Origin of the sequence: Dactylosporangium sp. NPDC005572 (genome assembly GCF_040605515.1) — a bacterium.
Lineage (GTDB): Bacteria > Actinomycetota > Actinomycetes > Mycobacteriales > Micromonosporaceae > Dactylosporangium.
The window spans coordinates 1-14,502 of the sequence record NZ_JBEXCY010000265.1 but is presented as its reverse complement, the minus strand read 5'-3'; the positions used below and the strand labels follow the sequence as shown (position 1 = coordinate 14,502).

The 14,502-nt window shown below is 74.0% G+C and carries 14 protein-coding genes and 1 pseudogene; 3 read left to right on the top strand and 12 right to left on the bottom strand.

Features of this window, described 5'->3' with window-relative positions:
• The first annotated feature begins 106 nt into the window (after positions 1-106).
• The gene (locus ABZS66_RS55115) at positions 107-613 is read left to right on the top strand and encodes a GNAT family N-acetyltransferase (protein WP_354771883.1); all 507 of its coding nucleotides are present in this window, start codon (positions 107-109) and stop codon (positions 611-613) included.
• Here the strand turns inward: ABZS66_RS55115 and ABZS66_RS55110 are convergent.
• The 11 genes and pseudogenes from ABZS66_RS55110 to uraD form a co-directional block, all read right to left on the bottom strand.
• Entirely contained in the window at positions 583-1,089 is a 507-nt protein-coding gene (locus ABZS66_RS55110) for a flavin reductase family protein (protein ID WP_354771881.1), read from the bottom strand. The genes ABZS66_RS55115 and ABZS66_RS55110 overlap by 31 nt on opposite strands.
• A gap of 20 nt (positions 1,090-1,109) precedes the next feature.
• Complete coding sequence (gene alc / locus ABZS66_RS55105; RefSeq protein ID WP_354771879.1) at positions 1,110-2,054, bottom strand: allantoicase; 945 nt, start codon at positions 2,052-2,054, stop codon at positions 1,110-1,112.
• Positions 2,041-3,336 (bottom strand): allantoinase AllB, encoded by a 1,296-nt coding sequence (allB, locus tag ABZS66_RS55100; RefSeq protein ID WP_354771877.1) that lies wholly within the window; start codon positions 3,334-3,336, stop codon positions 2,041-2,043. Before allB ends, alc begins: the two co-directional genes overlap by 14 nt.
• A complete protein-coding gene (locus ABZS66_RS55095) occupies positions 3,333-4,493 on the bottom strand; it encodes a hypothetical protein (protein ID WP_354771875.1) in 1,161 nt (386 codons plus the stop codon). Before ABZS66_RS55095 ends, allB begins: the two co-directional genes overlap by 4 nt.
• Before the next feature lies 1 nt (position 4,494).
• Positions 4,495-6,753, bottom strand: coding sequence for a xanthine dehydrogenase subunit D (gene pucD / locus ABZS66_RS55090; protein WP_354771873.1), 2,259 nt, complete (start codon positions 6,751-6,753; stop codon positions 4,495-4,497).
• On the bottom strand, positions 6,750-8,093 hold the full coding sequence (locus ABZS66_RS55085) for an 8-oxoguanine deaminase (RefSeq protein WP_354771871.1): 1,344 nt from the start codon (positions 8,091-8,093) through the stop codon (positions 6,750-6,752). The genes pucD and ABZS66_RS55085 overlap by 4 nt, the downstream gene beginning before the upstream one ends.
• Positions 8,090-8,548, bottom strand: a complete 459-nt coding sequence (locus ABZS66_RS55080) for a (2Fe-2S)-binding protein (protein ID WP_354771869.1) — start codon at positions 8,546-8,548, stop codon at positions 8,090-8,092. The genes ABZS66_RS55085 and ABZS66_RS55080 overlap by 4 nt, the downstream gene beginning before the upstream one ends.
• On the bottom strand, positions 8,539-9,390 hold the full coding sequence (locus ABZS66_RS55075; protein WP_354771867.1) for an FAD binding domain-containing protein: 852 nt from the start codon (positions 9,388-9,390) through the stop codon (positions 8,539-8,541). Before ABZS66_RS55075 ends, ABZS66_RS55080 begins: the two co-directional genes overlap by 10 nt.
• Positions 9,378-10,214, bottom strand: coding sequence for a factor-independent urate hydroxylase (gene pucL, locus ABZS66_RS55070; RefSeq protein ID WP_354771865.1), 837 nt, complete (start codon positions 10,212-10,214; stop codon positions 9,378-9,380). Before pucL ends, ABZS66_RS55075 begins: the two co-directional genes overlap by 13 nt.
• Before the next feature lies 1 nt (position 10,215).
• Positions 10,216-10,518: a hydroxyisourate hydrolase gene (gene uraH / locus ABZS66_RS55065; RefSeq protein ID WP_354771863.1), complete on the bottom strand. Its 303-nt coding sequence runs from the start codon at positions 10,516-10,518 to the stop codon at positions 10,216-10,218.
• A gap of 34 nt (positions 10,519-10,552) precedes the next feature.
• Positions 10,553-11,035: pseudogene (gene uraD, locus ABZS66_RS55060) on the bottom strand (2-oxo-4-hydroxy-4-carboxy-5-ureidoimidazoline decarboxylase); the annotation flags it as partial.
• A 144-nt stretch (positions 11,036-11,179) separates the two neighbouring features.
• Here uraD and ABZS66_RS55055 point away from each other — a divergent pair.
• A complete protein-coding gene (locus tag ABZS66_RS55055; protein ID WP_354771861.1) occupies positions 11,180-12,466 on the top strand; it encodes an ATP-binding protein in 1,287 nt (428 codons plus the stop codon).
• A gap of 22 nt (positions 12,467-12,488) precedes the next feature.
• Here the strand turns inward: ABZS66_RS55055 and ABZS66_RS55050 are convergent, their stop codons facing one another.
• On the bottom strand, positions 12,489-13,895 hold the full coding sequence (locus tag ABZS66_RS55050) for an MFS transporter (RefSeq protein ID WP_354771859.1): 1,407 nt from the start codon (positions 13,893-13,895) through the stop codon (positions 12,489-12,491).
• Between the two features lie 102 nt (positions 13,896-13,997).
• On the opposite strand from ABZS66_RS55050, the gene ABZS66_RS55045 reads away from it, so the two are divergent.
• A complete protein-coding gene (locus ABZS66_RS55045; RefSeq protein ID WP_354771857.1) occupies positions 13,998-14,375 on the top strand; it encodes a MarR family transcriptional regulator in 378 nt (125 codons plus the stop codon).
• Positions 14,376-14,502 lie beyond the last annotated feature (127 nt).

Sequence of the window (14,502 nt, the reverse complement as noted above, 5' to 3'; positions counted from 1 at the left end):
GGCTTCGCGTCGTGCGAGACCCTGCCGATCGAGCACGACTTCTGGCGCTTCTACCGGCTGGCGTAAATCGCCTGACGGGGTGATCGGCCGCCGCTAGGTTCACGGCGTGACCTCGGATGTGGTGGTACGGCGGGCAGACGCGCACGACGCGGAGGAACTGGTCCGGCTGCGGACGGTGATGATGGCGGCCGTGGACGGTGCCGCTCCCGCGCTCGGCGAGTGGTCCGACGTCGCGGTCGCGTCGCTGCGCCGCCGCCTGCCCCAGGCGGGCGCGTCGATGGCGGCCTTCGTCGTCGACCGGCCGTCGGCGGCGGGGCTGGCGGCCTGCGCCGTGGGCGTCTTCGAGGAGCGGCTGGGCTCGCCGGCCAACCCGAACGGCCTGGCCGGGTACGTGTTCAACGTGGCGACGGACCCGGACTACCGCCGCCGGGGCTTCTCGACGGCGTGCATGCGGGCGCTGCTGGACTGGTTCGCCGCCAACGACGTCGCGGTGGTGAACCTCCGCGCCTCGGACGACGGCCTCCCGGTGTACACCCGGCTGGGCTTCGAGCTCCAGCACGGCCCGGCGATGCGCCTGAAGCTTCAGGGGCCGATCCGGTCCAGCGCCGTGTAGGCGCCGTTGTGGTAGACGAGCGGGGTCGCCGTGGCGTCGTCGTGGTGCTCGGCCTGGACCGGCGACGCGATGACGATCACGTGATCGCCCGCCGCCACCTGGTTCGTCACCCGGCAGATGAGGACCGCCAGGACGCCGTCCAGGACCGGGACGCCGCCGAGGCCCTCGTGCCAGGAGCCGCCGTCGGCCGCGTGGGCCGCGAAGCGGTCGATGGCCCGGGTCGCGAAGGTGCGGGCCACCCGCTCCTGGTCCTGGATCAGGACGTGGACCGCGACCAGGGCGGCCGAGCGGACCGCCGGCCAGGCCGACGCCGCCCGGGACACCGAGAACGAGACGAGCGGCGGCTCCAGCGAGACCGACGCGAACGAGGTCGCCGTGAAGCCGACCGGGCCCGGCGCCGTCACCACCACGACGGCCGAGGCGTGCCGGCGCAGGACCCGGCGAAAGAGACCAGAGTCGATGGCGGCAGCGGTCACCAGCCAACCCTACCCGCGGGTCACACCGCCTCGCCCCACAGCCGGAGGCGGGCCATACCGCCGTCGGGGTACACGTCGAGGCGCACGTGGGTGGCCGGGCGGGTGGCCTCGACCCGGAAGCGGTGCCGGGTGTCGGGCTGCAGGCGGGTGCGGGGCAGCAGGTCGAACCACTCCTGCCGGTCGGTCGTGCCGCTCAGTCGCGCCCAGCCGGGCGCGTTGCCCTTGAAGTGGGTGGTGTCGAGTTCGGCCAGCCGCACCCGCCCCTCGGCGGCCAGCCGGACCAGCACCCAGTCGTTGCCGTCGTCGCGGCGGCGGGCCGTCTCCCAGCCCTCGCCCATGATCCGGGCCTGGCCGGGCAGGATGAGGTTGTTCGGCGAGCCGTAGAACCGGTTGCTGCAGTCGACGACCAGGCCGCCGAGCTCCAGCGCGGCCAGGTCGACGGTCATGCCGTGCAGCAGGGCCGGGTCGGGCACGACCGTGCCGTGGACCCGCAGCCGGGCGACGCCGCCGTCGGGGTAGATGTTGAGCCGTACGTGGGTGACGCGCTCACCGGGCGTGACCTCGAACGGGTTCTGCGCGTCGCCGCGCACCGCCGAGCGGGGCACGAGCGGCGTCCAGTCCGCCTTCAGCAGCTCGGCCGGCGACGGGTAGCCGTCGACCGCGCAGCCGTCCACCGAGACGTGCGGCGGGAAGTTGCCGGTGAAGTGCGCGGTGTCGACGACCACGCCGTGGACCACGCCGGGGGCGCCGAGCCGGACGACCGCCCAGTCGTGCCCGGGCTCGCGCCGCCGGCGGGTCTCCCAGCCGTCGTAGACCTTGCCCTTCGGGCCGTAGGTCCACGTCTCGAACGTCGACGGGTCGGGGTTCACCAGGTTGTCGCGGGCGGCGAAGAACTCGTCGTTGGCGTCGACGACGCCGCCGCCGAGCAGCCGCGAGGCCAGGTCGGGCAGGTCAGTGAACGGCACGGTGCAGGAGCCTCCCCCGGGCGTCGTCACCCACGGGAGCACCACGCAGCCAGGTGGTGTGCACCACGCCCGACAGCGACGTGGAGGCATATGGGGTGACGGGATGGCGATGGTACAGCTGGGACGGATCGACGACGAACGAGCCGGCGGGGTCGAAGGCCACGAGATCCGCGTCGGCGCCGGCGGCGATCCGGCCCTTGGTGGGCAGCCCCACCAGGTCGGCCGGGCCGGTCGACATCCAGCGCACGACGTCGGCCAGGGTGAAGCCGCGCTCGCGGGCGGCGGTCCACATCACCGGCAGCCCCAGCTGGAGCGACGCGATCCCGCCCCACGCCGCGGCGAAGTCGCCGGTGTCGCGCCGCTTCAGGGCGGGCGTGCTGGGCGAGTGGTCGGACACGACGATCGAGATCGTGCCGTCGGCGAGGCCGGCCCACAGCCCGTCCTGGTTGTCCGGGTCGCGGATCGGCGGGCAGCACTTGAACTCGGTCGCCCCGTCGGGGACGGCGAGCCCGTCGAGCGTCAGGTAGTGCGGGCAGGTCTCGGCGGTGACCCGGACCCCGTCCTCCCGGGCCTGCCGCAGCAGCCGCAGCGCGTCGGCGGCGGAGAGGTGCAGGATGTGCACCCGGGCGCCGGCGGTCGCCGCGGCCGACAGCGCGGTGCCGACGGCCGAGACCTCCGCGGCCGGCGGGCGGGAGGCCAGGAAGTCGGCGTAGGCGCGCGACGAGGGGGCCGGGCGCAGCGCCGCGGGGTCCTCGGCGTGGACGATGAACAGCGCGTCGACGGCCGCGAAGGCGAGTCCGAGACCGGCGGCGTCCAGCGGCGGGAACTCGGGCACGCCGGAGTCGACGAGGAAGCTCTTGAAGCCGAACACGCCGGCCTCGTGCAGCGCCGGCAGGTCGCCCGCGTTGCCGGGGACGGCACCGCCCCAGAAGCCGACGTCGACGAAGCACTGCCCCTCGGCCGCGGCCTGCTTCTCGCGCAGCGCGGCGACCGACGTGGTGGGCGGCAGCGAGTTCAGCGGCATGTCGACGATCGTCGTCACGCCGCCGGCGGCGGCCGCCCGGGTGGCGGTGGCGAAGCCCTCCCACTCGGTGCGGCCGGGCTCGTTGACGTGCACGTGGGTGTCGACCAGCCCGGGCAGCAGCGCGAGGTCGCCGAGGTCGGTGTCGCACGGCGCGTCGTACGGGCCGACGGCGGCGATGCGCTCGCCGTCGACGGTGACGGTGGCCGCGCGCGGGCCTTCCGGGAGGTACACCTGCCGGGAGCGCAGCGTGAAACTCAAAGGGCCTCCAGGTCCTCGGTCGGGTGGCCCAGGTCCTCGCGGCGCAGGGCTCCGCAGTGCAGGCCGCGAAGCAGGAAGCGGGCGATGGCCCGGGCGGTGGCCGGCTCGTCGAGGATGCCCGACGCGCGGCGGGACAGGTAGTCGTCGAGGCGGCGGCGGGCCCGCGGCAGGCCGTCGAGGTAGAACTGGAAGGTCGCGGCGAACCGGGTGACGAGCTGCGCGGGGTGCAGATCCCAGCCCTGGTGGATGCCGCGCTCCAGACTGCGGCGCACCAGCCGGGCGTGCAGGTCCCAGGCCGCGTGCACCTCCTCGAGGGAGCCGACCGGCAGCACGTTGGTGGAGCCGTCGCTGACGTGCACGCCGGTGCCGGCGACCGCGACCTGCATGACCGACTTGGCGTGGTCGGCGACCGGGTGGTCCAGCGACTGGTGGCCGGGGGCGATGCCGAGCGCGGTGCTGTAGTCGTAGGTGCCGTAGTGGAAGCCGCTGAGCCGGCCGTGGGAGCGCACGATCATCTCCGGCAGCGGCGAGCGGCCGTCGGCGCCGAGCACCGCCTGCGGCGTCTCGACCTGCAGCTCGAACCGCAGGGTGCCGTCGGGCAGCCCGTGCGCGTGCTCCAGCTGCCGGCACAGCAGGACCGCCGCGTCGGTGTGGGCGGCCGAGGTCGCCTTCGGGAACGTGATGACGAACCCGGGCGGCGGCGGGCCGAGGCCGGTGAGGAAGGCGTCGACCGTGCGGGCCGCGCGGTCGGCGGTCGCCGGTTCGAGGCTCTTGCAGCGCAGCCCGAAGAACGGCGGCGCGGTGGCGCGCAGCACCGCCCCGGCCGCCAGCGCGTCCTCGTCCTCGGTCGGGTGGTGCCCGTAGCCGTCCTCGAAGTCGACCCGCAGGTCCTCGATCGGCTCGGCGGCCAGCTTGGCCAGCACCATGTCCACAGTGGACGCCGGGAAGCCGGCCGGCGGGCCGTTCTCCCGCACGGCGTCGTGAGCGGCCGCACCCCACGCGGCGACCGTGCCGGCGCCGAACCGGTCGGCCGGCACGTACGCGGTGTGCACCGGCCGGCGCGCCACCCGCTCCTCGACCTGGCCGGGCAGCAGCAGCCGGTCGAGGTGCTCGGCGGCGGCCCGCAGCTCCTCCAGGTCCCGCTCCGACAGCCCCATCTCAGGTCCCGGTCAGGTGCTCGGGCCGCACCGGCACCCGCTTGAGCGGCAGGCCGGTCGCGGCGCGGATCGCGGCGACGATCGCCGGGGTCGAGGAGATCGTCGGCGGCTCGCCGACCCCGCGCAGCCCGTACGGGGCGGACGGGTCGCCGAGCTCCAGCACGTCGATGCGCATCGGCGGCACGTCGAGGATCGTCGGGATGAGGTAGTCGGTGAACGACGGGTTGCGGATCTTCCCGTCGACGACCTGGATCTCCTCCATGACGGCGAGGCCGAGGCCCTGCGCGGTGCCGCCGGCGATCTGGCCGCGCACCGACTGCGGGTGCAGCGCCCGGCCGACGTCCTGCGCGGTGGCGATCTCGACGACGCGCACCAGGCCCAGATCGACGTCGACGTCGACGACCGCCCGGTGGGCCGCGAACGCGTACTGCACGTGGGCGTCGCCCTGCCCGGTCGCCGGGTCGAGCGGGGACGTCGGCCGGTGCCGCCACTCGACGGTCCGCTCGATCGGCCCGGCGGCGAGCACGTCGACGAGGTCGGCGACCACCCCCTCGGCGGCGACGACCCTGCCGCCCTCGAGTGTGGCGTCAGTACGGCCGACGCGGCGCAGCACCTCGTCCCGCACGGCCGCGCAGGCCGCCCGGACGGCGCCGCCGGTGACGTAGGTCTGCCGCGACGCCGACGACGACCCGGCGCTGCCGACCGACGTGTCGGCGGTGGCCACGGTGACCTGCTCGACGCCGAGCTCGGTGCGGGCGATCTGGGCCTGGACGGTGACCAGGCCCTGGCCGACCTCGGCGGCGGCGGTGTGCACGACGACCGCCGGCTCCCCGCCGACGACCTCCAGCCGCACCCGCGCCGTCGAGTAGTCGTCGAAGCCCTCGGAGAAGCCGACGTTCTTGATCCCGATGCCGTAGCCGACGCCCCGCCGCACGCCCTCGCCGTGGGTCGTGTTGGCCACGCCGCCCGGCAGCTCGCGCAGGTCGTCGCCGGTCGCGCCGGGCAGCGGCCGGTCCCGGACCAGCCGCAGCAGCTCGGCGACCGGCGCCGGGCCCTCGACGACCTGCCCGGTCGGCATCGTGTCGCCCGGCTCGATGGCGTTGCGCGCCCGCAGCTCGACCGGGTCGAGGCCGAGCCGCTCGGCGAGCCGGTCCATCTGCGACTCGTAGGCGAAGCAGGCCTGGACCGCGCCGAACCCGCGCATCGCCCCGCACGGCGGGTTGTTGGTGTAGACGGCGTAGCCGTCCATGGTCACGTTGGGCACCCGGTACGGGCCGATGCCGAGCGTCGTCGCGTTGGCGACGACCGCCATCGACGTCGAGGCGTAGGCGCCGCCGTCGAGGACGATCCGGGCCCTCACGTACACCAGCCGGCCGTCCTCGTCGGCGCCGTGCTCGTAGGCCAGCCGGGCCGGGTGCCGGTGGACGTGGCCGAAGAACGACTCCTCCCTGGAGTACACCATCTTCACCGGCCGCCCGGTGTGCAGGGCGAGCATGCAGGCATGGACCTGCATCGACACGTCCTCGCGCCCGCCGAACGCGCCGCCGACGCCGGCCAGGCTGAGCCGCACCTTCTCGGGCGGCAGGCCGAGGCAGTCGGCGACCTGGCCGAGGTCGCCGTGCAGCCACTGGGTGGCGATGAACAGGTCGACGCCGCCGTCCTCGGCAGGGATGGCGAGGCCCGACTCCGGCCCGAGGAAGGCCTGGTCCTGCATGCCGACCTCGTACTCGCCGGTGACCACCACGGGCGCGGTCGCCGCCGGGTCACCCTTGCGGATCGGCACGTGCCGCAGCAGGTTGCCCGCGTCGTGCACCTTGTCGGTCGCCGGGTCGAGCGCGGCCTCCCCGTCGACGACCGGCGGCAGCACCTCGTACTCGACGACGATGCGGGCGGCGGCGCGCCGCGCGGTCTCCGGGTGGTCGGCGGCGACGATCGCCACCGGCTCCCCGGCGTAGCGGACCTGGCCCATCGCGAGCACCGGCTGGTCGCGGTGCTCCAGGCCGTACCGCTTGTGCCCCGGCACGTCCTCCGCGGTGAGCACGGCGTGGACCCCGGTGGTCGCGACCGCCCCGGTGAGGTCGATGCGCAGGATCCGGGCCCTGGGGTGCGGGCTGCGCAGGGTCGCGCCCCACAGCATCCGGTCGGCCCACAGGTCGGAGGAGAACGCGAACTCCCCGGTCACCTTGAGTGTCCCGTCGGGCCGCAGGGGCGAGGTGCCGATGCCCGAACTGGTCACCGTGGCCGGCGTGGTGGTGGTCATCGGGGCTCCCTGAGCGAGCGCGCCGACTTGGTCAGGGCCGCGGCCACGACCGCCTCGTCCACGGTGGACAGCACGCCGTCCTGGACCACCGCGCGGCCGCCGACGAGCAGCAGGCGCAGCGTCGCCGGCGGGCCGAAGACCAGGGCCGCCACCGGGTCGGCGATGCCGGCGTGGCCGAGGCCGTCGAGGCGCCACAGGGCGATGTCGGCGAGCTTGCCGGGCTCCAGCGAGCCGAGCTCGTCCGCCCGGCCCAGGCAGCGCGCGCCGCCCATGGTGCCCAGCATCAGGGACTCCCGCGCGGTCAGGGCGGCCGGGCCGCCGCGCAGCCGGGCGAGGTACATGGCCTGGCGCAGCTCCGGGCCGAGCTGGCCGGCCTCCTGGGAGGCGGCGCCGTCGACGCCGAGGCCGACCGGCGCGCCGGCGTCGAGCAGGTCACGGACCCGGGCGATCCCGGCGCCCAGCCGGCCGTTGGAGCTGGGGCAGTGCGCGACGCCGGTGCCGGTGGCGCCCAGCCGGGCCACCGCGCCGTCGTCGAGGTGCACCGCGTGGGCGAGCCAGACGTCGGGGCCGAGCCAGCCCAGGCGCTCGGCGTACTCGACCGGGGTGCAGCCGTGCACCTCCCGGCAGTACGACTCCTCCTCGACCGTCTCGGCGAGGTGCGTGTGCAGGCGCACGCCCTCGGCCCGGGCGAGGTCGGCCGCCTCGCGCATCAGGCGCGGCGTGACGGAGAAGGGGCTGCACGGCGCGACCGCGATCCGCACCATCGCGCCCGGCGACGGGTCGTGGAAGCGGTCGATCGCCGCCTTCGTTGCGGCGAGGGCGGCGTCGGTGTCCTCGACGACGGAGTCCGGGGGCAGACCGCCGTCCTTGACGGAGAGGTCCATCGAGCCGCGGGTCGGGTGGAACCGCAGCCCGACCTCGGCCGCCGCGTCGATCTCGGCGCCGAGCAGGTCGCCGCCGTCGCGCGGGAAGACGTAGTGGTGGTCGGTCGTGGTGGTGCAGCCGGAGAGCGCCAGCTGCGCGAGGCCGGCCGACGCGGCGGCGTGCACGGTGCCGGCGTCGATGCGGGCCCAGACCGGGTACAGCTCGGTGAGCCAGCCGAACAGGATCTCCTGCTGGGCGAGGGCGCGGGTGGCCCACTGGTACAGGTGGTGGTGGGTGTTGACCAGGCCGGGGGTGGCGAGGCAGCCGGTGCCGTCGACGCGCGTTCCGCCGGCGCCCTGGTATGTGCCGGGGCCGACGGCCACGATCCGGTCGCCCTGGACGACGACGTGGCCCTCCTCGAACTCGGTGCCGGCGCCGTCGACGGTGGCGACCGCGCAGTGCTCGATGACGATCATGAGGCGGCGGCCAGCTTGACGGCGGCCACGATGTTCTCGTAGCCGGTGCACCGGCACAGGTTGCCGGCGAGCGCCTCGCGGATGTCCGGCTCGCTCGGGTGCGGATTGCGTTCCAGCAGGTCGTGTACCGCGACGACGAGGCCCGGGGTGCAGAATCCGCACTGGACGGCGCCGGCCTCCAGGAACGCCCGCTGGACCGGGTGCAGCGCGGTCTCCTCGGCGAGGCCCTCGACGGTGCGAACCGTGCGGCCCTCCGCCTGGCCGGCCGCGACCAGGCAGGCGCAGACCGGCACGTCGTCGAGGTACACCGTGCAGGAGCCGCACTCGCCCTGCTCGCAGGCGTTCTTGGCGCCCGGCAGGCCGAGCCGCTCGCGCAGCACGTAGAGCAGGCTCTCGCCCTCCCACACGTCGTCGGCCCGCAGCGGCTCGCCGTTGACCGTCATATTCACGCGCATCGGTACTCCTCCCAGGCCCAGCGCAGGGTCCGTCCGCCGAGCACGGCGAGGGCGTGCCGCCGGTAGCCGGCGCTGCCGCGCACGTCGTCGATCGGCCGGGCCGCCGCGGCGACCAGCTCGCCGAACCTCCTGACGGTCGCCTCCGGCAGCGGATCCCGGTCGTCCCAGGGCAGTTCGGCCCCGAACGACTCGGCTTCGGCGGCCCTGAGCGGGGTCGGGCCGGCGGAGCCGATGCCGGTGCCGACGCGGCGCTCGGCGGGGTGCAGGGCGAGGGCGAACGAGCAGACGGCGATGACCATGGCGTTGCGGGTGCCGACCTTGGCGAACTGCTGCGGGCCCTGTCCTGTCGGTATCAGGAACGCGGCGATGAGCTCGTCCCCGTTCAGGGCGCTGCGCTTGGGGCCGACGAAAAAGTCGTCGATGGGGATGGTCCTGGTGGTTGTGGCGGAGGCGACCTCCACCAGCGCGCCCGCGGCCAGCAGGGGCGGGTGGGCGTCACCGGCCGGCGAGGCCGAGCCGAGGTTGCCGCCGACGGTGCCGCGGTTGCGGATCTGCGGCGAGCCGACCGTCCGGGCCGCCATCGCCAGGCCGGGCAGGCGGCCGCCGAGCTCGTCGATGAGGCGGCGGTAGGTGACGCCGGCGCCGATCCGCAGCCGGTCGCCGTCGGGCGCCCACGCCGTGAGCTCCGGGACGCGGGTCAGGTCGAGCAGGGCCGGCGGGCGGCGGCGGTCGAAGTTGAGCTCGACCATGACGTCGGTCCCGCCCGCGATCGGCACCGCGTCCGGGTGCTCGGCCTTGGCGGCGAGCGCCTCGTCCCAGGTGGACGGCCTCAGAAAGTCCACACGACCTCCTCCGGCACCTCCGCGCCGTCGCGGCGCACGACGCCCTCGATCAGCCCGTACGGCCGGTCGGCGGCGTAGTAGACCTCGTTGGGATTGTCCAGGCCGAACGGCGCCAGGTCGACGAGGAAGTGGTGCTTGTTGGGCAGCGACAGCTTCACCTCGACGACCTCGGGGCAGCGCTCCAGGACGCGGGATCCCATGCTGTACAGCGTCTGCTGCAGTGCCAGGCTGTAGGTGTCGGCGAAGGCCTCCACCAGGGCGTCCTTCGCCGCCTCCGGGTCCGCGCCGTCATGGCGCCAGGTGGCGTCGACCGAGGTGGCGAGGATGCGGTCGCGGGTCTCGGGCAGCGTGGTGTACCGGTCCTGGACGAAGCCGTGGAACTCGGAGTCGGTCGTCTTGAGCAGGACCAGGTCCTTGATGCCGCTGACGGTCTGGGTCCCGTGGGGTCCATGGTGGACGGTCGCGGTGCGGGTCTCGCCGGTGCGCTCGAAGGTGTGCCGGCCGTCGACCTTTCGCCACAGATACTGCTCGATCTTCACCCGCGCCTCGTGGATGCCGTCCTGGCTCTGGACGAAGTGCTCCGCGAGTCGCCGCGCGAACGACTCGATGCGGGCGATGCCGTACTGCCGGGCGAACGCGTAGACCGTGTTCTTCTGCGTGTCGGTGGGCAGCACGCCGCTGTTGTCGCCGGTGAGGTGGCTGGCGGCCAGGTCGCCGCGCAGCGCGACGCTCACGTTGAGGTCGGTGAGCTCGTCGCCGCCGGGGTGTCGGTCGACGCGCACGATCCGGATCTCGGCCTTGCCGTACTGGTTGGCTCCGAGCAATTCAGCTCCCCCGGTAGGTCGAGTATCCGAACGGGCTCAGCAGCAGCGGCACGTGGTGGTGGCGCCCGTCGAGCACCGTAAACGAGATGGCGACCTCGGGGTAGAAGGCGTCGGGCCCGTGGTACGCGAGGATGTCGAAGACGAGCCGGTAGCGGCCGCTCTGGGTGGCGCCGTCCCAGCGGATCCGCCCGTCGGTGTCGGTGCGGCCGGAGCCCAGGACCGTGCCCTCCTTCTCGAGCCGGATCGGCACCCCGGCGGCCGGCACGCCGCGGGCCGTGTCCAGCACGTGCGTCGAGATGCTCACGGCTGAGCTTCCCCTCCGCTGCGCTCCGGACCGCTCATGTGACCAGCCGCTCGAGCCGCAGCTCGACGATCTTCCGCAGTTCGCCGCGGACGACGGTCTGCTCGGTCTCGTCGTCGTTGCCGAGCCGCCCGCGGGCGGCGGTGAGGACCTCCTCGGCCGAGCGCCCGCTGGCGAAGATCAGGAAGAGGTGCCCGAAGCGCTCCTCGTAGGCCTGGTTGACGTTGCGGAGCTCGTCCTCGGCGCCGTGCACGCCCGACTGCTCGCGGCGGGACCAGGCCGCCTCGGCCTGCTCACCCTGCGGCCGCTCGCCGATGCGCGGGTGGGCGTCGAGCGCCTGTCTCAGGTCGGTCCAGCCGAGGTCGTCGAACGCGGCCACGCCGGCGACGACCAGGTCGGCTTGGGTGGGATACGGCCGTCCGGCCGCGACGCGAGCGGCCCAGCCGGGCGAGGCGCAGCAGGCCAGCAGGGCCTCCGCGGCAGCCTCGGGCGCCAGGTCGTTGAACCGGTCGAGCATGGCCCCCCTCTCGGTATCCTCGGCACCCTACTCCGAGGATGTTTCAAGTCCAGCCCCATGATTCTCTTGTCCGAACACTCCGATTATGCCCCTTTCGTCGGACGTCGGACGGCCGCCGGGATGTTCCTCCGTGGCAGACTCGAACACATGGCCGACACCTCCCTGCGTCCGGCCGTCGAGGTCGTCGCCGCCTCGGGGCGGGAACTGCGCATCGTCGACGGCCACCTGATCGAGGCCGGTGGTCCGCGCCGGCCGCTGGGCCACGACCTGCCCGAGCGCGGGGTCGAGCTGACCGTCGGGCCGGACGGGTATGCGGCACGCTGGGTGCGCAGCTCGTTCAGCCTGCCGGCGTTCGCCCGGATGTTCGCCGGCGGCGCGGCGGGCGGGGCGCTGTTCCGGCTGCTCGGCGTGCCCGGGGCGGTGCTCGGCGCGGTCGTCGCGGTCGGCATCGCGCGCGCCACCCGGCCGACGCCCGCGGTCGACGTCGACCCGCGGGTCACGGTCGTCGAGGACGGGCCCGACCTGGTCGTGCGCAGCGCCTCGCTGCCCGCGCTGATGCTGACCGTGATGCAGCTGACCGGCGCCGAGGGCCCGGTCACGGTGAGCCCGGTCGCCGCCGCCGCTTCCGGTTCGTCTGGCGTGCGCCTCGACGACGTGGGCGGCCTCGAGGACGTGGTGGCGCAGTTCCGCGACGTCGCCGTGTCGTTCCGCCACCCGGACGTCATGGCCCGCTGGGGCGCGACCCGCCCGCAGGGCGTCCTGCTCTACGGCCCGCCCGGCACCGGCAAGACGATGCTCGCCCAGGCTCTGGCCAACGAGATCGGCGGCGAGCTGCGCGAGATCCGCACCCCGGAGATCCTCGACAAGTGGGTCGGCAACTCGGAGAAGAACATCCAGCGGATCTTCGCCGAGGCCCGCGGCCTGCGGGAGCCGACGGTCCTGCTCTTCGACGAGTTCGACTCCATCATCACCTACACCGGCCAGGCCTTCGACGCCGCCGGCCAGATGATCAACGCGGTGGCGGGCATCTTCAAGCAGGAGATGAACACCCTGATCGCGGAGAACCCCAACGTGATCGTCGTGGCGACGACGAACTTCCCCGACCGGGTCGACGCGTCGCTGGTCCGCTCGGGCCGCTTCGACCTCAAACTGGCCGTGCCCGTCCCGTCCCGCCGGGCCCGCGCCGACATCCTGACCAAGCTGCTGCGCGGCCTGATCGCCCGCCACGAGCAGCCGGGCTTCCGGATGTTCGCCGACGACGTGGACACCGACGCCCTCGCGACCGAGTCCGCGGGCCTGACCGGCGCGGACCTCAAGGAGGCACTGCGCCGGGCCCAGCTCGACAAGGCCATGCAGGAGGCCCGCTCGGGCGCCCCGGCCGGGCCGATCGCCCAGGCCGACCTGCTGGCCGCCCTGGGCAATCTCCGTTCCTAGCCTCCGTTCCTAGCCTCCGTTCCTAGCTCCGCCGCCTTTTGAGGATCGGGGCCAGGCTCAGCAGCAGGCCGGCCACCGCGACCACGGCCACCAGGTCGATGCCCGGGCGGTAGTGGTCGAACGCGGCCGCGACGCCCGAGACCAGTGCCGTCACCACGGCCAGGACCAACGCGGCGCCGACCTGCCCCGAGGTCTGGACCAGGCCGCTGGCCAGGCCCTGCTCGCTGTCGGCGATGCCGTCCGTGGCCTGGGCCATGATGGAGCTGAAGCCGAACGCGAAGCCGCCGCCCAGCAGGAGCATCGTCGGCAGGATCGACGTCACGTAGTCCGGGCGGTCGCCTGCGGTCAGCAGGAACCAGCCGTAGCCGAGGCTCATCGAGAGCATCGACGAGACGATCAGCGGGCCGGTGCCGTACCGCGTGACGAGCCGGCCGACGAACGGCGACGCGAACGCGACCAGGAGGCCCGCCGGGAGCAGGGCCAGGGCCATCCGCAGCGGGGACCAGTGCAGCACGTCCTGGAGGTACAGCGTCATCATGAACTGGAAGCTCAGGTAGGACCCGAAGAGCGCCACCATGCTCACGTTGGCCCGCACGATGGACCCCACCCGCAGGATGGAGAGGCGGATCAGCGGGTGCGGCACCTTCCGCTCCACGAGCACGAACCCGGCCAGCAGCGCGGCCGCGAGCACGGCCGAGCCGATCGTCACCGGGTCCAGCCAGCCGCGGTCCGGCGCCGACACGACGGTGTACACGGCCAGGAGCATGCCACCGACGAGCGTCACCGCGCCGGCCAGGTCGTGGCCGCCCTCCGCGGCCGGGCGGTCGCGCGGGATGAGCAGGGCGCCGGCCACCAGCGCGGCGATCGCGATCGGCACCGGGATCAGGAACGTCCAGCGCCAGCCGACGCTGGTGAGCAGGCCGCCGAGGATGAGGCCGGACGAGTACCCGCTCGCGCCGAACACCGAGAACACCGAGAGCGCCCGGTTGCGGGCCGGCCCCTCGGGGAACGTCGTGGTCAGGATGGACAGGGCGGTCGGCGCCGTGAAGGCCGCGGCGAGCCCCTTCACGAACCGGGTGGCGATGAGCAGGGTCCCGTCGTCGACGAGGCCGCCGATGAGCGACGCCACCGCGAACACGCCGAGCGCGACGAGGAACACCCGCCGCCGCCCGAGCAGGTCCGCGGTCCGGCCGCCGAGGAGCAGCAGGCCGCCGTACCCGAGCACGTACCCGTTGACGATCCACTGCAGGGACGTCGTCGTCAGCCCGAGCTCGGTACCGATGGAGGGCAGCGCCACACCCACCATGGAGACGTCGAGCGCGTCGAGGAAGAGCACCGCGCACAGTACGGCGAGCACTCCCCACAGCCGAGTGGAGTTGACCGGTGGGGCCGCCGCTTCCGCACGTACCCCCGTGAGTGTCGTAGTCACGGTTGGCGACACTAAATGCATGCGCATCCAATGTCCACGCACAAGTTGCTCGCGCATTTAATGCTCGTGCAATTTCACCCTCTGCGGAGTAGGATGCGGCGCATGACGTCCGAGGGGGTGCTGGTCGAGCGCTGGCGCTCCCTACTGACCAGCTACAACGAGGTGGCCGGCCACCTGGAGCGGGCCCTGCAGGACCGGCACAGCCTGACGCTGAGCGAGTTCGAGATCCTGGACCGTCTCATCGCGCAGGAGTGTGAGAAGCGCCGCATGCAGGATCTTGCCGCCGACATGTACCTCAGCCAGAGCGCGCTGTCCCGCGCGGTGGCCCGCCTGGAGAAGGCCGGCCTGGTCGAGCGTGCACTGTGCGAGGCCGACCGCCGCGGCGTCTTCGTGAAGATCACCGCGCCCGGCCTGGCCCGCCACACGGAGGCCCGCGCGACGCACCTGGCGATCCTGGCCGAACACCTCCAGCCCGCCTAGCCCCCCGCCGCCCGCCCGCCCGCCGCTCGGCGCGAGCCTGGCGCCGCCCGGCGCGAGCCCGGCGCGAGCCCGGCTGCGACCGGCGATCCTCTACGGCGTCGACACCCGGGCCACGGCCGAGATCGCG

Bases quoted from the DNA above. Each gene is read 5' to 3' on its own strand.
- ABZS66_RS55080 (WP_354771869.1), bottom strand. From the start codon at position 8,548: ATGCGCGTGAATATGACGGTCAACGGCGAGCCGCTGCGGGCCGACGAC.
- ABZS66_RS55055 (WP_354771861.1), top strand. From the start codon at position 11,180: ATGGCCGACACCTCCCTGCGTCCGGCCGTCGAGGTCGTCGCCGCCTCG.
- ABZS66_RS55045 (WP_354771857.1), top strand. From the start codon at position 13,998: ATGACGTCCGAGGGGGTGCTGGTCGAGCGCTGGCGCTCCCTACTGACC.
- pucD (WP_354771873.1), bottom strand. From the start codon at position 6,753: ATGACCACCACCACGCCGGCCACGGTGACCAGTTCGGGCATCGGCACC.
- ABZS66_RS55095 (WP_354771875.1), bottom strand. From the start codon at position 4,493: ATGGGGCTGTCGGAGCGGGACCTGGAGGAGCTGCGGGCCGCCGCCGAG.
- ABZS66_RS55085 (WP_354771871.1), bottom strand. From the start codon at position 8,093: ATGATCGTCATCGAGCACTGCGCGGTCGCCACCGTCGACGGCGCCGGC.